The following is a 17,327-nucleotide window of genomic DNA, read 5'->3' on the forward strand; positions in this document are numbered from 1 at the left end:
GTTTGTTCCTCCCTAGTGATAGTGTCCGGCTGTTCAGTATGTACCGTTCAGACGTTTTCTCAACAATCATAGCAAATTATCGGAAACATTGCTGTAAAACCTGATATGCAAATCGAATGTCAGGTTTATTTTCACGGATATTGTGCTATGAAGCGTAATGTAAAATGTTTAATTGTTTTCTTGGATGATTACACTGATATATTCTTTGTCAAGCCAAAAACTTTGTTTACTTATCATCCTGCCATCCGGAAGAGCAACTTTATCCGAACCATCTCGCGCTTTGGGACGTATATGGCATATTCCATTCGCTTTGGCTTTTGGGAGGTTGTTGTTAACTATGGTGCGCTTTTTTTGCACAGTCGGTCGTAGTTCAATCCCTTCCTTTATCAGGTTTTGGAGCTCATAGAAAAAAGGTTTAAGTTTTCCTTCTATGGTTGTAAGGGGCATGTTCCACAACTTGATGCCTTTGAAGAACAATTCTCTTTCAGGATTTTCTTTCTCCGTTTCTTTATATTCAAAAACCACGAATAATAACTTGGTCGATGAAAAATAGTTTTCCAGCCAACTATCTTCCCACTCCTCATTCATCCATTCTGTAAAATTGATATTCTTGAATGACATATTTTCTTTTGGTATGCCATTCGGTTCCAGCCTCACAGTCTTAAACTGTATATTAGCCTTTGCAAACTCATCAATGTCATCCAGTTTCGTCCCTTTGATTCCAAGAAGCCCACTGATGAAAACCTGCAAGAAATTTTTCGAGCCTATCCTGGGGACTATTCCTGCCATTCGGGATATCTCTTCCAAGCTCTTCCCCTCATACTTTTCGAATTTGCTCACCAGGATTTCTTCAAAAGTGAAGTTCTCGAGCTCCTTCCCGTTGGTTATGGTTTGCAAAGTCTGCTTCGAGATGATTTTCCTGGCGAGGGCGGTCATGTAGCTCTGCTTCAATGAGTATGCTCTCTGCATTGCGAGTTCCTCACTGCAAGGTTGCTCCCGCTTGGAGGCTTTATTTGCACCTTTGGTACAGGCCGCAAGGTAATTTGTATCCGCTTCGGAAAGTTGATGAGCCAGTCCTTCTTTGATTTTCCCGACAATCACTTCCCAATCTTTCTTGATGATTTTCAAATCTGATTCTTCGAACTCATGCAGATAAGATTTTATGATTTTGTAATCCGCTCGTTTGACTTTTGGCAACCATTCATAGAACATTATTAGCAATTCTTTATTTTTTCGCCAAAAGCTTGATGTCTCAAATTCCTTATCCACCTCATCCATATAGTTTATGATATTCAGGACAAGACGCTCTTTAGATGATAACGTGCCATTTTTATTAGTTCTGACCGGTGTGACTTTCAACTCGATACCTAATTCAGCAAAGTCCGCTTCGCTTTTGGAGTTCACCTTGTATTCAAAGAAACTCTCTTCTACTATTTGTCCAAGGTGGCCCTTAGCCCGCTCATTCAGTATTCTGCCGCTTTTATCAATATCTCCAAAAGTCATCCCTTCAGCCTCTGCCGCCTTCAACATCAAGTCACTTCGACTCTTGTATATCATCTACACCCCTCCTATAATTGGTAATAAATTCTACCACAAAAACACAAAAACCGATACTATAGTATCGGTCAAAAAGTTAAATTCATTTGAATTGCTGGGCTATATTCACTCTCCAAGGATTCGATTTCCTCGATTCTTTTCCCCATCCTCTCAATCAGAGTGACAACCAATGCATTACCCATACAGAAATATCTCATCCTATCGGACATTCCAGCCGTCCAGTTATCAGGAAACCCATTCAACCGCTCACATTCGATAGGTGTAAGCATCCTTTTCCTGTCGCCTAACTGGACAATATGGGTACTCCTGTTTATCGATCCCTCGCTTGTCAGCATTGTTCTTCCCGGTTTGTCCAACTCATCGACAAGTGACATGCCGCCTTCCGAAAAGTTATATTTGTGGCCATCTGCAGACACACGCTCAATTTTCTTAGGACCCCTTAAATACTTGAATTTCGCTTCAGCCTCGGGACTAAGATAGAATTTCTCATCAACCGCCTCCTCCGGCAGAATGATTTCCGATAACGGAGTCGGTGAATGCGGAATCGGCACTGGTTGCGCAGTGAGTATTTCGCCATCGCGCATGATGCCCGCAGTATGGAAAGCAAAAGAGAATTCATCGGAAATATCCACGATATCAAGTGGTAGCTTAGTGTGGTTCACGCGTTCCTTATAAGGAGTCTCTTCAACCGGAAACGGTTTAGCAAAGAACCCTTTCTCAAAAAGGATAGTATTACCGTCAATGTCCCTCTGCTCAGTTTCGAACGGGATACCATTTTTATATGCGAATATGAAGACCCTCCGGCGGCGCTGTGCCAAACCGTATTCAGCCGCATTTAGAACACGCCATTCCACTGTATATCCTAAATCCCTGAATGTTGCAAGCATCACTGCAAAGTCGCGTCCACGTTGTGTGGAAGGGGACTTGAGTAACCTGTCCACGTTTTCCAGCAGAACATACTTGGGACTTCCGTTCTCCAATATACGTTTTATCTCCCAGAACAGGACACCCTTTTTCCCCTGTATCCCTTTCCCGCCAGATAAGGTCCTAGCGACGGAATAATCCTGGCAAGGGAAGCCTCCTACTACCATATCTGGTGCAATATCTTGGAACACCTCATCAGGTACGGTGGCGATATCTTCATTACTATGAATACCATTCTCAAAGTTCCGGGTGTAGCAATCAAAGGCATCCTGGGCTTTACGTGAAGGTTCCCATTGATTTCCCCAGATCACTTCGAAAAGGTCTGCATTGGCTTGCTCCAACCCCAAGCGGAATCCACCAACTCCAGCGAATAATTCAATTACAGATATCTTTTTGCTGTCTGACATTTCCGAACACCCTTTCGGTCTATTTGTTCCATTATACACTTTCCAACGAAAAATCCAAGGGTCTTCAGGCTCTTGGATAATAATTTTAAAGGTCTTTCTTCGCATGATTTATGAAAGCTACAGTATCATCCACTGTCGCTTCCAAGTCTCCTCTTATTTCATGTTCCCAGACGTGTTTCACATTCCAACCGGCCTCTTTGTAGTAAGAATCTATTTCCCTATCCCTTTCCACATTCCTTTTAAATTTTTTATCCCAGAATTCTTGGTTGCTCTTCGGACGTTTGAAATGTACCGGGCAGACATGCCAAAAGCATGAATCCACAAATATGACAATCTTGTATTTCTTGATAGCTATATCAGGGGTGCCTTTCAACTTCCTGACATTCCTTCTGAAACGGATTCCCCGCTTCCAAAGAGCGCTAGCAAATATATCTTCAAGCTTCGATTTCGCACGGATTTTACTCATGGTCTTGCTTCGTTGTTCTTTCGACATGATGTCCGGCATGATAATCATCCTTTTACGTCAACCTTTCCCCCTTTCATAGTGAACAAACATCAACTATCGAGTAAGTGCAAGAAGAAATAAGTCCGTGACATGATAATATATATTGTACTTACAAACATTGAGATTTACATTCCGTCCATAGAATTACTTGCTTGTACTAAGATATTTTCCAAGCGTGAAAAAGATCTTCAAGACTTACGAGACACTGACTTACTTTTACTTTGTGATAAGCAGGAATTGCTCTCTATGGCGGATGAATATCTTGGCTATATGTTAAACCCTGAAGACCCTGACTTGAACTACCACCAACTGCGCTCAATTCCGGATCAAAAGGGTATATAATTATTGTATTACTTATGAAAGATGGTGATTGCGTTGGTATCTCTTCAAGAACTTGAATACGTACTTCAACAAGAAGTTGATTATTTTCATGAGGGAGCTACCGCCTATCGTCGCCGCACGGCCGAGCTGGCATTCCAGGCTCTTCAGTCTGCCGACAGCACCTCCTATTTCAGCAACAGACCGCATGCACGGCAGTATGTTTCAGCTATTTTTGCAACCGAAGACGATGAACGGATCGACGACGTCGCAAAGGCCCTTACAGTCGCCTATGCCATGTGTCGTCGGGAAAAACTCATGACTCCTGAATTTCAAGAACAGTTAGCAGTTCGCAGAGCAAACCGTAGGAAGATATCGCTCGTAAAAGCTGAGTAGTGTCGGCGTGTTAAATAACCGGCTCCAAGACATCGTGATTATAACGGTGTCTTTTTTATATGTCTCAACTGGCATCCTTTTCGAATACATACGTGATATGAAATATATCTTGCAATGTTCTGATAATTGGGTATAATTAGCTTTATTCATTAGGAAGAGGTTATCATATTTCCCTTCCTTCATTAATTCAGAAATCGGGGGCTTGCCGGATGAGAGTGTTGGAGTCGATCAGTTCGTTTGCGGGGAAGTATTTTGCGGTGTGGGTCATCATTGCGGCGGCGGTGGCGTTTTTGTTTCCTGCGCCGTTTTTAGGGCTTGGGGCGTATATCTCCATTTTGCTTGGCGTCGTCATGTTCGGGATGGGGCTGACGTTGAAGGCGGTGGATTTCAAGATTATCGCGACGAAGCCGCTGCCGGTCATTATCGGGGTGGCGGCGCAGTTCGTGATCATGCCGCTCGTGGCGTTTGCGCTGGCGTATGTGTTCCGGCTGCCGCCTGAGCTGGCGGCGGGGCTTGTGCTGCTTGGGTGTGTGCCGGGCGGGACGGCATCGAACGTGATGGTGTATTTGGCGAAGGGGAATTTGGCGCTGTCGGTGGCGATGACGTCGCTATCGACGCTGCTGGCGCCGGTCGTGACGCCGGTGCTGCTGTTGTGGCTCGCGGGCCAATGGCTGCCGGTCGATCCGCTGTCGATGTTCAAGTCAATCGTGCAGGTGATCATCGTTCCGATCGTGCTCGGCTTGTTGATCCGCCGCTTCTTCCCTCGTGCAGTCGAGAAGAGCGTGTCGGTCGTGCCGCTCATTTCGGTGCTCGCGATTTTGATCATCGTTTCTGCGGTGACGTCGGCGAACGCAGGCAACGTCATTTCGTCCGGGTTCGTCGTGTTTGCGGCAGTGTTCCTGCATAACGGATTTGGCTTGCTGCTTGGGTATTTGACAGCGCTCGGACTCGGGTTGAACGAGAACGACCGTCGTGCGATTTCGATTGAGGTCGGCATGCAGAACTCGGGGCTCGGCGTGGCGCTTGCCACAGCTCACTTCGGCCCGCTCGCAGCGCTGCCGAGTGTATGGGGCGCGATCTGGCATAACATTTCAGGGCCGATCCTCGCGACGATCTGGTCGAAGAAGCCGGCCGTGGAAATGGCACCGGAGGCCGAGCCGGATACTGTGCCTGTGCAGCGGGTGGAGACGCTGTGATCGTATAATGCTTTACCTGAATACGTGTGTACCGGACAGCCATTCAATTGGTTGTCCGTTTTTTGTTTTGCTCCTCCTCCTTTCATTTTTTTTAGGATAGTCCAGCTTGTGTGAACAGAATTCCCCCCTTCCCTTCCATACTTTAAGATGCGGAGCGTTTGTCCGGGTTTTATCGAGGGAAGATTGAGGATTACTGGAGTCATTCAGATATATGACAATCGAGGAGGGCGAAGTTGTGGCAAATGCAGAGAAAACAGTGGCACAAGTGATGCTGGAACAGCTGTCGTTGTATGGTGTGAAGCGGATTTACGGGGTGGTGGGCGATGCGAGTTTCGGGCTGATCGATGCGCTGGCAGGGCAGGATGCGATTGAATTCATCGCCTGTAAGCATGAGTCGGTGGCGGCGTTCATGGCATCCGCGGAGGCGAAACTGACCGGCGGGCTCGGCGTCTGCACGTCGACGATGGGGCCGGGTGCGACGAATCTGCTGAACGGCCTCGGAGATGCGCACGCGGATCATGTCCCGGTGCTCGCGCTGACCGGACAGGCACCGACGGAAAAGATCGGGACCGAGTTTCAGCAGTACGTCAATCTGCAGGATCTGATGAAGCCGTTCGCCCTCTATTCGGATAATCTGGCGAGTGCTGATGCGGCGATCGACCTTCTGGAACGGGCTGCGGCGACTTCGCTGAACAAGCGCGGTGTCACGCATCTGTCCGTACCGAAGGACCTGTTCATGGCGAAGACATCAGCTGCACCGCGGCCGCTTGCGGATGTCATCGAAGGGACTGCCGTCTTCACGGAGGATAGTTTGGCGAAGGCGGTTTCGGTCATGAAGTCGGCGAAGAGACCGATGATCCTCGCGGGTGCCGGTGCTGCTGGTGCTGTGGACGATCTGAAGCGGCTGGCGGAGAACTGGGGCGCCGGCATCCTGGCGAGTCTTGGCGGCAAGGGCTTGGTGGAAGCGGAGTTTCCGCAGATGCTGCAGGGCATCGGCGAGGGCGGCAACCCGTTTGCGGCTGACCTGTTCAAGGAGGCGGACGTCGTGCTGCTCGCGGGCACGACGTGGTGGCCGGAAGGATATGTGCCGACAGACGCCCAGGTAATCCAAGTCGACCGTCAGTTCGATAAAATCGAGAAGACGATTCCTGTGGATCTCGGGATCACCGGTAAATCGGAGGACGTGCTCCCGATTTTGGCGGACGGCCTTGGCGGTTTCACCCGATCGGATGATTGGCTGGCGCGCTGTTCGGATGTGAAAGCGAAATGGGATCGCCAGAACGAGGAGGAAGGCAGCACGGACGGATTCCCGTTCCATCCGTCGCGTATCGTGCGCGCGCTTGACCGGACGGTTGCGGCAGATGCCGTCTTGGCACTCGACACAGGCGATAATACGGTGTGGATGAACCGTAATTTCCGGCAGACGGATCAGACGGTTCTCGTGTCGGGCTACTGGCGGACGATGGGCTTCGGACTACCGGCAGCGATGGCGGCCAAACTGGCGGAGCCAGGCCGGCAAGTCGTGGCGGTCGTCGGTGACGGCGGACTGCAGATGGTACTCGCCGATCTCTTGACGGCGACCCGGTATGGGCTCGATATTACGGTAGTCGTGCTAAACAATGAGTCGCTGCAGATGGAAGTCGATAAGCTTAAGGTGCTTGGCGCTAAAGGTATCGGAACCGATTTGACGAATCCTGATTTCGTGCAGGTGGCGGAAGCGTGCGGCTGGAAAGGGTTCCGTCCCGGTGCGGAGGATGATCTGGAGGCCGTGCTGGAGGATGCGCTTGGTATTGAAGGTCCGGCGCTTGTCGATGTCCGGACAGCGCAGGCGTTTTTCCCGGAGACGGAGTGAATGAGTGAATGAGCGGTGACCGGGTGTCCGGTTGCCGCTTTTTTTGTTGGTTGGATTGATGAAAAGCACTTGGCGCAGCGAAGTAGCCGTGTGGAATAAGGTATGCAGCTGCGATCCGTGGGATTTCCGGGCGGTTAATTGTCGCGATTGTTCAAACAAACACGTTTGTTTGGCGCACAGGTACATAAAAAAAGGATTGGTACTTAAAAATAGGATTGCCCTTTAACGCCCAGGAGGCATGCTGCTCGGCTGGCACGGGCAGAAAGAGCATGCCCTATTGACCGGTGCACGCCTTTACGGACTGCCCCGGTCAGTAAGGACGCTCCCTAGTGACCGACTCACACAGATATCCGACACACCGGGCACTAGAGACGCCCCCAAGTGACCGTTCCCCTACCTTCTCCTCCGCCTCGGTCACTTGGCCCGCGCCCGCTCGAACAGAAAATGCTCCGCCGCGGCGGAGCACACAAGTCAATGGGGTTATAACGTGCCTTTGAATTTTTCCGGATTTTTCACATACGACTCGATGATATAGCCGCAATCGGTGCAGAGCAAGTATTCGACGGCGGATCCGAAACGTACTTTGCTTACCGGGGACATGACCGCGTAGCCATTCTGTTTGCCTCTGCCAAGCTCTTGGCTTCCGCATTTGGGGCAGGCTGTGGGTGTTTGGTTGAACTCCATGCTGGTTTCCTCCTTATCCGAACGACGCGGCTGACGCGGCGCCGCCCTGGTCGGCTTTGACGCAGTCGATGGCGATGACGAGGGAGACGATGAGTGTCTCGAGGGATTCGTCGAAAACCTGTACGCGGTAGCTGTCGCCCCATTGGAACCATTTCTTGTCGACGGTTCCGGCGACTTGCCCATCTTTCAGCACGTCGAAGCTCATTTCCCACCAGTTGCCGTTCACTTCCACTCCGGCTGCGTCGATCGTGTATTTCGGTCTCAGGAAAGTGAACTCTTTGTGGATGGTGACCGTCTCCTGACCTTGTACCTCCACGTAGAATGTCGGCAGGAAACTGAACGTCTTCTTCGTAATGCATGCGACTTCCAGCTGGTCCGCGTCCCGGATCGTGAATGTCTTCGGGATTTTCAGGAAGCTTCCTTCCACTTCGTAGACGTCGCGTTCCTGATCGTCTTTCACTGTGAATTGGCCATTCAGCCGCAGCAACTTTTGTTTAATGTACAGTTCCCTCATGTGCCATCCCCCCTGATTCTCGTCTTGTTACATACTTCTACGCGGCAGCCGTTCGGAAGGTTTCGTTTCTTTCTTAAGAAAACCTTCAGATGTTGTCTATACATTCCTACAGATTTCTCCCTTATACTGGAGAAGATGAAACCGGAATTACATACAGGATTGAATGAAAGGCAGAGGACTTATGAAAAAAATGATGAGGTTCATCCGCAATATTGTGTTACTGGCAGTGGTGCTGTCCGTCGCCCTGCTCGTTACCGGACAGAGTGACTGGAATGTGAAAGAGCTGTTCAGCAGCGGCAATTCGGACGGGTATGCGAGCCAGCATATTTACTTGCTCGACCGCGATTCAGGAAAAGCAGTCTTTGAAAAAGATGCAACGTCGAAAGCGTACCCTGCGTCGCTGACGAAGATCATGACGACGCTTGTCGCGCTGGAGCATATCGATGATCTGTCGGCAGGTGCGCCCGTCGATGTCCAGACATATCAGGCAATGGTGGCGCAGAATGCGTCGATGGCGGGGTTCTACGGACGTGAGGCGGTGACATACCGGGATCTGCTGTACGGAACGATGCTGCCGTCCGGCGGGGAGGCAGCGAATTCGCTCGCGATCAACGTAGCCGGCAGCCGGGAAAAATTCGTCCGGCTCATGAACGAAAAAGCTGCGGCACTCGGCATGACAAAGACCCACTACAGTAATCCTGAGGGGCTGCACGATCCGGAACAGTACACGACTGCGGCGGACATGGCGAAATTGCTCGACCATGCGCTGGGCAATCAAAACTTCCGGGCGATTTTCACGAAGCCGGCGTTCACGACAACCGCGACGGCGGATCACCCGGCTGGCATCCAGCTGAAATCGACGGTGCTCTCTTCCCTCCACCCGGAAGAGCAGCACGGATTTACAATCATCGGCGGCAAATCCGGCACGACGTACGAAGCCGGACAATGCTGGGCGACGCTCAGCACCGCGGACGGACGTGAGTACATTAATGTCGTCATGGGCGCACCGCTCGAGGATGTGAGCCATCCCGATTTCGCCCAGAAGCGGGATACGCTGAAACTGTTGGGCCAGGCCGTGGCAGGCGGTTTCAAGTGAGTTGATGTATGAATGAATAAGTGGAGCCCCCTGCCGGTATTATCGGCAGGGGGCTTTCCGGATTAGCTGCGTCTCGCTCGCTCTGCCTCTTCGAGACCTTTCAGGACAATACTGTAATAGGTATCTGGATGCGGCACGAAGTCCGTTCTGCTGAGCTGCTGTGCGACTGGCCGGGAGTTTCCGTCGGAGTTCAGGACGAAGCCGCGACTCGGAACTGTGTCCTGCTGGCCGCGCCAGAGAGCCGCGAAGTCGCGGATGGCGACTGCACTTAAGCCCACCACTTCTTCCGGCTGCACGCGGAAGTCTTCAAGCGGCAGGCCGGTATGATAGAGGAAGACATGGGCGCGCTCGTTGTCGATCATCTCCGACTGCCGGATGCTGTACGGGATGATACCAAGCGGCTGCAGCTCGTCGAAATCGACTTCGAGGCCGATCTCTTCCGCCATCTCCCGCGTGCCGTCCCTTACGGTTTCATCGGCAGTGAGATGTCCGGCAGCCGTGATGTCGAACAGATCGGGGTAATCCTTCTTGTCCGGACTCCTTCGCTGCACGTACACAACGTCCTCTCCGTCTTGCGTTCCGGTGACCCAGCAATGGAACGTTTCATGCCAGTATCCAAGCCGATGGACTTCGTCGCGCGGCGCCGTGCCGAGTGGTCTCCCGTCTTGAGTGAAAATATTCAGCATCTCAGTTTCCATCGTGTTCCCCTTTCCGGAAGCTTCCTATCGAAGTCGGCACGCCTTATACCGTGAGCATTCCGCGGAACCCGCGGGCCGCATAGTAGGAATCCGCGCCGTTGTGATACGTGAAGACATGCTCATAGCGGCGGTCACAGAACAGTGCACCGCCGAGACTGCGGATCGGCTCGGGGGTTTTGATCCAGCTGGATGTTTTTTTATCAAATGGTTCTTGCTGTTGCAATGCGCGATATTGCGCTTCGTCCAGTAGCTCGATGCCCATTGCAGCTGCCATTGCGCAAGCGCTGTCCGCCGGTTTGTTTTTCTTCCGCGCTTCGAGTGCTGCGGCGTCGTAACAGATGCTCCGGCGGCCGCTCGGACTTTCAGGTGAACAGTCGATGAAGGTGTATGTCCCTTCCACTGCACCGAGCTCGACCACATCAGGCTCTCCGCCCGTTTCTTCCATCGCCTGCAAAATCTTCAGCTTGGACGGCTGTGCTGTAAGAGCAGCTGCCACGTCCTTCCATTCCGTCCCCGGATGGCGGTGCATATTTTCTTCGAACCGTTTTTGCAAGAGTTCCAACAGATCCTTCGTTTCTTCTGCCATTTCCGATTCCCCCCGTGATATCTGTTTTTCAGCAGGCAGCCCTCTTCCTTTGCATCCCGTTCTGGTATCGGGTTCAGTCGGGTCAACGCCTGCCATGTACGCTTCTAATCTCTAACTTAGCTGCTTCCAATTCATAGGTCAATCAATTTTTTATACTGCACAGCTATGTTACACTAGGCTTAGATAATTCGAATTTCGAAGAAGCCCGTAAAGGAGGCTGCCATGTATATCGTCAATTCAACTTTCCAAGTTCCTGAAGAAAAGGCGGAGGAAGTCATTCATATCTATAGAAGCCGCTCGAAACGGGTTGATCAAGCACAAGGGTTCCTCACTTTCCAGCTGCTGCAAAACCAGAAACGGCCGGGTGAGCTCGTCGTCCATATGGAATGGGAGACAAGGGAGCACTATCTGGCGTGGGCAAGGAGCCAGGAGTTCAAGGATATCCATGAGCTTGAGAAGAAGTATCCCGATCAGGAACTCGCCTCGATCATACCGAAAGTCGCCCAGTACAAGGTGGTGGCAGACTGATGAATCAGGAAACAAAGGAACAGATTGTCGACGAGGTCGTCTGGCAGATCTATGAGGCCTATCCATGGCTTTCCGAGAAATTCGGGGATAACGGACGGTTCCGTACGGCAGAGGACAATTTCCATCACCTGAATCATCTGGAAACCGCGTTTCAGATGGACGACCCTCGTTTTTTCCTCGATTATACCAAATGGCTTAACGACATACTGACGAGCCGGAATGTCGGGACGGAACTCATTGTCGACAATTTCGAGCGTTTGGTAATTATTCTTCCCGGTAAACTGGACGACATGCGCGAAAAAGCGTTTCTATATTATTTACAGCAGGCACTCATGACGTTGCATCAGCTGAGCGGGAGAGGAGGAGTTCGATGAATGGATATTCCATACAGCTGGCGGACATTTTTCTGACGGGTGATGAAACGGCGGCCCGTTCCTTCATCCAGCAAGTCCTGGCTGAAGAGAACCGGCTGCACTTGTACGAAGACCTCATCACCCCGGCCATGGTGCACATCGGCCAGCTGTGGGAACAGAATGACATCTCCGTTGCCGACGAACACTTGGCGACAGCTGTCTGTGATTATGTCATCTCGGATTACGAGTTCCGATCCGCTCGGCAAGAGCCGGCAAATCGCGGGAAAGTGATGCTGTTCGGCGTGGAAGGCGAAGAACATTACATTGGACTCAAAATGGCTGCTGCCGTGTTCCGTGAATTTGGCTGGACTGTCCGCTATCTGGGGCCGAACCTGCCGCTGCGTCATGCGGAGACTGCCGCCAATGCGTGGCAGCCTGACGTCGTCGCCATGTCGGCCGCCCTTTCGTACCGTCTGCCGATGTTGAAGAAATCCGTGCAGGTGCTCGGAGACACTGCCAGCAAGCCGACGATCGTGATCGGCGGACGGATGGCTCCGATGACATCGTTCGAAGTGGATGCAGCACCCGGCGGGGTCGTCGTCATGCCGGCGCTGAGCGATTTGCACAACTGGCTGTCATCTGCCGGAAAGGGAATGGAACCGAAACATGTCATACTCTAATCCGCATATGCCGCTGCCGATGTATACCGTAAATGGTGATTTCCAGATTACGGATCTGAACGAAGCTGCCGTGCTGCAATTGGCTTCCGGTTCAAACCTTTTCGATGTCATCGATACCGGCAGCCGCCGCAAAGTGGAGAAGCATCTCAACAATTCGGAGACGGCGGAAAGTGTGGAGATTACCGTGCTATCCCGCAGCGGCGATCTGCTGCTCGCAGACCTCTACGCTTCCTGGACAGATGAGCAGGAGTGCGAAATAGTCATCGTCAAACAGGACCAGACGATTCTGAAAGTGAGTGAGCAGCTCGGCAGGCTGCGCAGCCGGCTGACGGAAACCAACTTCGAACTGCTCGAAGCGAAGGAGGAAGCGGAAGCCCTCCTGCATCAGAATACTAAGCTGTCTTCGCCGTTCATCGAACTGTCGGACACCGTCGCCATCATTCCGATATTCGGCGCGCTCGACGCGGGCAAGTCGGAAAACATCGCGCTGACAATCACCCAGCGGGCATACTCGTCAGCTGTCGAGACAATTATCATCGACTTCACAGCGGTAGGCCGCATTGAGCAGGGCGGTCTGGACGGGTTCGCCAAACTCGTCAATATGCTTGACCTGCTCGGCTTCATGATCATTGTGTCAGGGCTCCATCCGAATCATGTGAAGGAATGGAACGAGCTCGAGTTCTCCGAAGATATCCGGTTCATGAAGACGTTGCGGGATGCGATTGAGCGTCAAGCCGGTTCGCGCTAGCGGCACAACAACTTCTTTTGAAAAGTCATATCCGCTGTTTTTAGTTACCATCCTAATATGAAACGCGCTGACAATCCTCAACGATGCGCACAGAAAAAAGGCGGCTGCCTGCAGAATCCCTGCAGGCAGCCGCCTTTTTTTGTCCGGTCTGTACGCCCTCACCTGTTCTTACGCAGAAGGGTCAGTAGCGGACGTTCTTCACAAAACTCCATTTCGTTTCGTCCGCCAGCTCCGCGAGGGACACTTCTAGGTTCCCGCCGAGGTGGACGACGTCGCCATGGATGGCGATGACCATCGCTTCGAATGCATGCTCACTGCCCAGCCGATGGCAGATGTCTCCGATGACCGGAAGGTAGCGTTCCTTCGCTGCAGCTGCCGGTGAATCGTCCGGATCATCCGTTTCGAGATCGGGATCCTGCCGGTCGATGACAGTTGCGCCCTCAAGCAGCTCAGGCACCATCACCCAGTACTCATTGAACCGGATACCGTTGGAGTGATTGGTGATGACCCCGTTTCCTTCAACGGAGGAGACGGCCTCGATCGTGTTCAGATGATGCTGGTCGAGCGGATCAGGTTTGGGGTTGATGACGATGATGTAGTTGCCGACTTCCGCTTTGACGGTCTTGTCCAATGTGTACCTCACGTGGTTGAACATAAAGCTGTCGAGGTGCTGAGGTTTGTAGAAGTCAATTTCTTTCGCGGTCGCGAGCTGCTGCTTGAAGTCCTCCAGCCGGATGAGGTGGACGGACTTCTTGAAGAACGGCTTTACTGAGTAGACTTTGTGCAGTCTGTTTTTGTAGTAGACGAATTGGCCTTTCCGGACGTTTACGAGTTTCATGGTTCATCCCCGCCTTTCAGTAAATAACGTGCAGTTTCTTATGGTTCGTTCTGCCGGATGGTCCTGTAGAAGGAGACGACCATGGCCAGCAGGATGAAGGAAAACGGCAGGGCCGCTATAATGAGCATGTTCTGGAAACCTTTGATGCCCCCTGAGTACAAGACGATGGCCGCCATCGCCGACATCAGGAGTCCCCAGACAATCTTCACGACGTTCGAAGGGTTGAGCTGCCCGCCTGTACTGAACATCCCGAGGACGAACGTGGCGGAATCGGCTGATGTGATGAAGAAAATGGCGATGACTAAAACCGTCAGCATGGAAAGCACGGTTCCCAGCGGATAGTGGGTATACATGCCGAACGTAACGGTTTCCGTCGCAAGCTCGGAAAGCTTCGCGATGCCGTGCTGTTCCAAGTTAAGCGCCGACCCGCCAAATACAGCGAAGAAGATGAACGTGACGAGCGTCGGGGCGATCAGGACTCCGATGATGAACTCGCGGATCGTCCGCCCTCTCGACACCCGGGCGATGAACATCCCGACGAAAGGCGCCCAGGAGATCCACCACGCCCAGTAGAACAGTGTCCAGTCGTTGACAAATTGCCGTTTGTTCTCATTGACCGGTTTCAAGTCGAAGCTCATCTCCACGAAGTGGCTGATGTAATTTCCGAATGACGTCACGAACATATTCAGGATGTAGACGGTCGGGCCGACGAAAAAGACTGCCAGCAGCAAGATTGACGCGAGCCACAAGTTGGCCGTGCTGAGGTACTTGATGCCGTTGCCGAGTCCCGACCAGGCAGATGCAATGAAGATCACGGTAGCGATGGCCAGGATGATCATTTGGAACCAGAACGCATTCGGCGCATCGAACAGGAACGTCAGTCCGCTGTTGATCTGCGCGGAGCCGAAACCGAGGGTGGAGGCAACACCGATCACCGTGGCAAAGATGGCAAGCGTATCGATGATCTGACCGAGCGTCCCCCGCATCATTTTTTGGCCGAGCAGCGGTACGAGTGTCGCGCTGATCAGCCCCGGTGCGCCGACACGGAATTTGAAATACGCAAAGATCAGCGCAACGACAGCATAGAGGCCCCATCCGTGGAATCCCCAGTGGAGGAAAGTATATTGAAGAGAATCCAAGATCGCCTGCTCGGAGCCGGGCTCGGCATTCGGCGACTGGATGAACGCATGGGAAATGGTTTCAGCTGTCGTGAAGAACATCAGACCGATGCCCATCCCGGCGCTGAATAGCATCGCGAACCAGGCCGGCAGACTGAAATCAGGCTCTTCGTCATCTTTGCCGAGCCTCACACTTCCATACTTGGAAAACAACATATAAATGCAGAAACTGATCAGTGCCACGATGACGAGCGTATAGAACCAGCCGAAGTCATTGGAAATGACGGCAGTCGTCTTCTCGGTGACCTTGTTCAGATTGTCCGGGGCGAAGAACCCCCAGACGACAATCGCCGTACAGATGGCGACCGCGTACCAGAATACTTTTGTGATATGCAAACAAACTCCTCCGTTCTATTCATGATGCACGGATGTGTCAATAGTGTAGTGTTCCACATCCTTTAGCCCTACAAACCCCCTTTTCAGCTGCGCGGACAATTTTGTGCGCAGCATTTACTAATGCTTCGCGGCTGCATGGAAATCAGGCAGTCTGGCTGGTACTCCATGGACTGACGTTACCCGCTCTTTGTGTCAGTCGGTCACTCTGTCACCTTCCTCACTAAGTACACAGATTGTTCCAGATCCCGAAAACCGTTCTTCTGATAAAACGGATACGCCGGCACGTCTTTCTCCGTCGTGAGTGCAATGTGGCGAATCCCCTTTTCTTTCAGAATTCCGTTCATCAGCGACAGGAATCGGCTGCCCGCCCCTTGGTTCTGGTATTGGCGGGAGACGAAAAACTCCCGGATGAAATACTCCCGGCCTTCCCACCAGTTGAACACATACCCGAGCGAACCGCCGATCAGCTTACCGTCCTCATCCATAAGAGCGAGTGAGAGTGAATTGCTGTTGCCGGTCAGATCCTCCATATATGCATCCAGCTGTTCGTCCGTCCATTGGTCAAACCACGGATCGTTTGAGAATACGTCGAGAAACAATGTCTTCATGTCCTCTAATTGCGGCGGTTCCATCAGTCGTACTTCCATTTGTCCTGCCCCCTTCCTAACGGCACTTCATCCTCGGCCAACCTCAAGGCCGACACACACGGGGGATTATACCACACTGAGCGTCAGGGGATTTGTCATTCCCCTACCATTCCATCGTGATCATTGTCCCGCATGTATTTGTATAACCAGTGGTCGCTGGTGATCGGCATACTGAATCCTGCTGCTTTCGCTTCTGCGATGGTCACCATTCCGTTACCATTCGTATCGACACTGGAAAGATCGCCTTCGTCTGATGAAGAATTTGCGGGTTCAGAGTTGGGTTTCGATTCGTTCTTGTTGGTTCCGGTAAGCCCGAGAGATTCGTTGACATCGTCCGGGTTTTGGTTATCAAAATCATCTGTGACCTGGTTGCCTTTCACCGTATAAGTGTAGTGGTAGTGCGAAGGGATCTGTGTTTCTGTATCCGGATATGTAATGATCGCTTCAAAGTGCTCGGCGCCGCCTGCGGTCCGGATCACTTTTTCCATATAGGCCTGGTCACCATGCCGGTTGAGCGTACTGTCTTGCGGGGTGATATTATACGCATTGGACACCCCTCCAAGCGAATCGGCGATGACATGCCCTTCATCCAGCGTGGCGCTTTCGACACCCGGCACCTTGGCTTCATCCGAGTAGTATCTCCCGGCCGTTGTTATAGACTCTGTACGGTCGTCTTGTAGAATGATTTCGTCTGCAACCACGCGCACCAGCTGGCCGTACTCATTCGTGAATCCCCAGTATTCACGGTCACCGTACCCGATGTCGACGACAACATTCGGTTCGCGATGTCCGGACAGATCACCGCCATCCACTTCGATCCGTCTGTATCCGGCGAACTGCTCTTCCTGTTGCTGGGCTTCAGCGGCCGCGGCATCGGGCTGCTCGGATTTTTCAGGCTCAGTTACTTCAGCTGCCGGCTCTGCTGCGGGAGTTGTCTCTGTCTCCTCCGTATCCACCGCGTCTGTTGTGACTGCCGCCTGTTCCTGTGAACTCTCCTGCTCATCAATTTGAGCGGTTTCCCCCGGCTCCGTACAGCCTGCCAGCAACAGCATTGTTGCCGATACTATCAAATAGTGTAGTTTTTTCATTCATAATGACTCCTGTACATGGGAATTTATTCAGCCTGCACGGATACATCCTGTGCAAACACACAAATTCCATGGTACGTCTAATCCAGCTGGAACGCAACGGGAATTCCCGTAGTGTAGAATGAAAAAGTGATGTTCATAATTTGTCCCGCACCTATTCCGACGGCGGTTGTGGTGAAAATCTCAGATCCGGGGACA

At 51.9% G+C, this 17,327-nt stretch carries 20 protein-coding genes; 9 read left to right on the forward strand and 11 right to left on the reverse strand.

Annotation, left to right across the window (positions count from 1 at the left end; all coding sequences use genetic code 11):
* Window positions 1-168: 168 nt before the first annotated feature.
* The 3 genes from NFU03_RS11380 to NFU03_RS11390 all read right to left on the reverse strand — a co-directional run bounded on the left by NFU03_RS11380 (window position 169) and on the right by NFU03_RS11390 (window position 3,393).
* Entirely contained in the window at window positions 169-1,557 is a 1,389-nt protein-coding gene (locus NFU03_RS11380; protein WP_251638780.1) for a Sau3AI family type II restriction endonuclease, read from the reverse strand.
* Between the two features lie 68 nt (window positions 1,558-1,625).
* Window positions 1,626-2,888 (reverse strand): DNA (cytosine-5-)-methyltransferase, encoded by a 1,263-nt coding sequence (dcm, locus tag NFU03_RS11385; protein ID WP_251638781.1) that lies wholly within the window; start codon window positions 2,886-2,888, stop codon window positions 1,626-1,628.
* Window positions 2,889-2,973: 85 nt separating this feature from the next.
* A complete protein-coding gene (locus tag NFU03_RS11390) occupies window positions 2,974-3,393 on the reverse strand; it encodes a very short patch repair endonuclease (protein WP_251638783.1) in 420 nt (139 codons plus the stop codon).
* 90 nt (window positions 3,394-3,483) lie between these two features.
* Here NFU03_RS11390 and NFU03_RS15780 point away from each other — a divergent pair, with 90 nt between their 5' ends.
* The 4 genes from NFU03_RS15780 (at window position 3,484) to NFU03_RS11405 (ending at window position 7,155) form a co-directional block, all read left to right on the forward strand.
* On the forward strand, window positions 3,484-3,735 hold the full coding sequence (locus NFU03_RS15780) for a DUF6036 family nucleotidyltransferase (protein WP_398290262.1): 252 nt from the start codon (window positions 3,484-3,486) through the stop codon (window positions 3,733-3,735).
* A gap of 21 nt (window positions 3,736-3,756) precedes the next feature.
* Window positions 3,757-4,107, forward strand: coding sequence for a hypothetical protein (locus NFU03_RS11395; RefSeq protein ID WP_251638785.1), 351 nt, complete (start codon window positions 3,757-3,759; stop codon window positions 4,105-4,107).
* A 209-nt stretch (window positions 4,108-4,316) separates the two neighbouring features.
* Window positions 4,317-5,303, forward strand: coding sequence for a bile acid:sodium symporter family protein (locus tag NFU03_RS11400; protein ID WP_251638788.1), 987 nt, complete (start codon window positions 4,317-4,319; stop codon window positions 5,301-5,303).
* A 235-nt stretch (window positions 5,304-5,538) separates the two neighbouring features.
* Window positions 5,539-7,155: a thiamine pyrophosphate-binding protein gene (locus tag NFU03_RS11405; protein WP_251638790.1), complete on the forward strand. Its 1,617-nt coding sequence runs from the start codon at window positions 5,539-5,541 to the stop codon at window positions 7,153-7,155.
* Window positions 7,156-7,635: 480 nt separating this feature from the next.
* On the opposite strand, the gene NFU03_RS11410 is transcribed toward NFU03_RS11405, so the two are convergent.
* On the reverse strand, window positions 7,636-7,839 hold the full coding sequence (locus tag NFU03_RS11410; RefSeq protein ID WP_251638792.1) for a transcription initiation factor TFIIIB: 204 nt from the start codon (window positions 7,837-7,839) through the stop codon (window positions 7,636-7,638).
* Window positions 7,840-7,852: 13 nt separating this feature from the next.
* The gene (locus tag NFU03_RS11415) at window positions 7,853-8,353 is read right to left on the reverse strand and encodes an LURP-one-related/scramblase family protein (protein ID WP_251638794.1); all 501 of its coding nucleotides are present in this window, start codon (window positions 8,351-8,353) and stop codon (window positions 7,853-7,855) included.
* A 181-nt stretch (window positions 8,354-8,534) separates the two neighbouring features.
* Here NFU03_RS11415 and NFU03_RS11420 point away from each other — a divergent pair, with 181 nt between their 5' ends.
* On the forward strand, window positions 8,535-9,449 hold the full coding sequence (locus NFU03_RS11420) for a D-alanyl-D-alanine carboxypeptidase family protein (RefSeq protein WP_251638796.1): 915 nt from the start codon (window positions 8,535-8,537) through the stop codon (window positions 9,447-9,449).
* A 62-nt stretch (window positions 9,450-9,511) separates the two neighbouring features.
* On the opposite strand, the gene NFU03_RS11425 is transcribed toward NFU03_RS11420, so the two are convergent.
* Together NFU03_RS11425 and NFU03_RS11430 are read right to left on the reverse strand one after the other, a co-directional pair.
* Entirely contained in the window at window positions 9,512-10,147 is a 636-nt protein-coding gene (locus NFU03_RS11425) for an NUDIX hydrolase (protein WP_251638798.1), read from the reverse strand.
* 43 nt (window positions 10,148-10,190) lie between these two features.
* Window positions 10,191-10,733 (reverse strand): DUF4256 domain-containing protein, encoded by a 543-nt coding sequence (locus NFU03_RS11430; RefSeq protein WP_251638800.1) that lies wholly within the window; start codon window positions 10,731-10,733, stop codon window positions 10,191-10,193.
* A gap of 222 nt (window positions 10,734-10,955) precedes the next feature.
* Between NFU03_RS11430 and NFU03_RS11435 the strand changes: the two genes are divergently transcribed.
* The 4 genes from NFU03_RS11435 to NFU03_RS11450 are packed head-to-tail and all read left to right on the forward strand — an operon-like array spanning window position 10,956 to window position 13,042.
* On the forward strand, window positions 10,956-11,261 hold the full coding sequence (locus NFU03_RS11435; RefSeq protein ID WP_251638802.1) for an antibiotic biosynthesis monooxygenase family protein: 306 nt from the start codon (window positions 10,956-10,958) through the stop codon (window positions 11,259-11,261).
* A complete protein-coding gene (locus NFU03_RS11440; protein ID WP_251638804.1) occupies window positions 11,261-11,635 on the forward strand; it encodes a hypothetical protein in 375 nt (124 codons plus the stop codon). The genes NFU03_RS11435 and NFU03_RS11440 overlap by 1 nt, the downstream gene beginning before the upstream one ends.
* Window positions 11,632-12,294 (forward strand): cobalamin B12-binding domain-containing protein, encoded by a 663-nt coding sequence (locus NFU03_RS11445; protein ID WP_251638806.1) that lies wholly within the window; start codon window positions 11,632-11,634, stop codon window positions 12,292-12,294. The genes NFU03_RS11440 and NFU03_RS11445 overlap by 4 nt, the downstream gene beginning before the upstream one ends.
* Window positions 12,281-13,042 carry an STAS domain-containing protein gene (locus tag NFU03_RS11450; RefSeq protein ID WP_251638807.1) on the forward strand — a complete coding sequence of 254 codons (762 nt, stop codon included), beginning with the start codon at window positions 12,281-12,283 and terminating at the stop codon, window positions 13,040-13,042. Before NFU03_RS11445 ends, NFU03_RS11450 begins: the two co-directional genes overlap by 14 nt.
* 181 nt (window positions 13,043-13,223) lie before the next feature.
* Here the strand turns inward: NFU03_RS11450 and NFU03_RS11455 are convergent, their stop codons facing one another.
* From NFU03_RS11455 to NFU03_RS11470, 4 genes are all read right to left on the reverse strand, one after another.
* Complete coding sequence (locus NFU03_RS11455) at window positions 13,224-13,880, reverse strand: hypothetical protein (RefSeq protein WP_251638809.1); 657 nt, start codon at window positions 13,878-13,880, stop codon at window positions 13,224-13,226.
* Between the two features lie 38 nt (window positions 13,881-13,918).
* A complete protein-coding gene (locus tag NFU03_RS11460; RefSeq protein ID WP_251638811.1) occupies window positions 13,919-15,394 on the reverse strand; it encodes a BCCT family transporter in 1,476 nt (491 codons plus the stop codon).
* Window positions 15,395-15,594: 200 nt separating this feature from the next.
* The gene (locus NFU03_RS11465) at window positions 15,595-16,041 is read right to left on the reverse strand and encodes a GNAT family N-acetyltransferase (RefSeq protein WP_251638813.1); all 447 of its coding nucleotides are present in this window, start codon (window positions 16,039-16,041) and stop codon (window positions 15,595-15,597) included.
* Between the two features lie 95 nt (window positions 16,042-16,136).
* On the reverse strand, window positions 16,137-17,129 hold the full coding sequence (locus tag NFU03_RS11470) for a DNA/RNA non-specific endonuclease (protein ID WP_251638815.1): 993 nt from the start codon (window positions 17,127-17,129) through the stop codon (window positions 16,137-16,139).
* Window positions 17,130-17,327: the final 198 nt, after the last annotated feature.

It is taken from the genome of Sporosarcina sp. NCCP-2716, from assembly GCF_023707985.1.
Lineage (GTDB): Bacteria > Bacillota > Bacilli > Bacillales_A > Planococcaceae > Sporosarcina.

Coding starts and splice junctions, on each gene's coding strand:
- NFU03_RS11380 (WP_251638780.1), bottom strand. CDS start 1,557: ATGATATACAAGAGTCGAAGTGACTTGATGTTGAAGGCGGCAGAGGCT.
- dcm (WP_251638781.1), bottom strand. CDS start 2,888: ATGTCAGACAGCAAAAAGATATCTGTAATTGAATTATTCGCTGGAGTT.
- NFU03_RS11390 (WP_251638783.1), bottom strand. CDS start 3,393: ATGCCGGACATCATGTCGAAAGAACAACGAAGCAAGACCATGAGTAAA.
- NFU03_RS15780 (WP_398290262.1), top strand. CDS start 3,484: ATGATAATATATATTGTACTTACAAACATTGAGATTTACATTCCGTCC.
- NFU03_RS11395 (WP_251638785.1), top strand. CDS start 3,757: ATGGTGATTGCGTTGGTATCTCTTCAAGAACTTGAATACGTACTTCAA.
- NFU03_RS11400 (WP_251638788.1), top strand. CDS start 4,317: ATGAGAGTGTTGGAGTCGATCAGTTCGTTTGCGGGGAAGTATTTTGCG.
- NFU03_RS11410 (WP_251638792.1), bottom strand. CDS start 7,839: ATGGAGTTCAACCAAACACCCACAGCCTGCCCCAAATGCGGAAGCCAA.
- NFU03_RS11415 (WP_251638794.1), bottom strand. CDS start 8,353: ATGAGGGAACTGTACATTAAACAAAAGTTGCTGCGGCTGAATGGCCAA.
- NFU03_RS11420 (WP_251638796.1), top strand. CDS start 8,535: ATGAAAAAAATGATGAGGTTCATCCGCAATATTGTGTTACTGGCAGTG.
- NFU03_RS11425 (WP_251638798.1), bottom strand. CDS start 10,147: ATGGAAACTGAGATGCTGAATATTTTCACTCAAGACGGGAGACCACTC.
- NFU03_RS11430 (WP_251638800.1), bottom strand. CDS start 10,733: ATGGCAGAAGAAACGAAGGATCTGTTGGAACTCTTGCAAAAACGGTTC.
- NFU03_RS11435 (WP_251638802.1), top strand. CDS start 10,956: ATGTATATCGTCAATTCAACTTTCCAAGTTCCTGAAGAAAAGGCGGAG.
- NFU03_RS11440 (WP_251638804.1), top strand. CDS start 11,261: ATGAATCAGGAAACAAAGGAACAGATTGTCGACGAGGTCGTCTGGCAG.
- NFU03_RS11445 (WP_251638806.1), top strand. CDS start 11,632: ATGAATGGATATTCCATACAGCTGGCGGACATTTTTCTGACGGGTGAT.
- NFU03_RS11450 (WP_251638807.1), top strand. CDS start 12,281: ATGTCATACTCTAATCCGCATATGCCGCTGCCGATGTATACCGTAAAT.
- NFU03_RS11455 (WP_251638809.1), bottom strand. CDS start 13,880: ATGAAACTCGTAAACGTCCGGAAAGGCCAATTCGTCTACTACAAAAAC.
- NFU03_RS11465 (WP_251638813.1), bottom strand. CDS start 16,041: ATGGAAGTACGACTGATGGAACCGCCGCAATTAGAGGACATGAAGACA.
- NFU03_RS11470 (WP_251638815.1), bottom strand. CDS start 17,129: ATGAAAAAACTACACTATTTGATAGTATCGGCAACAATGCTGTTGCTG.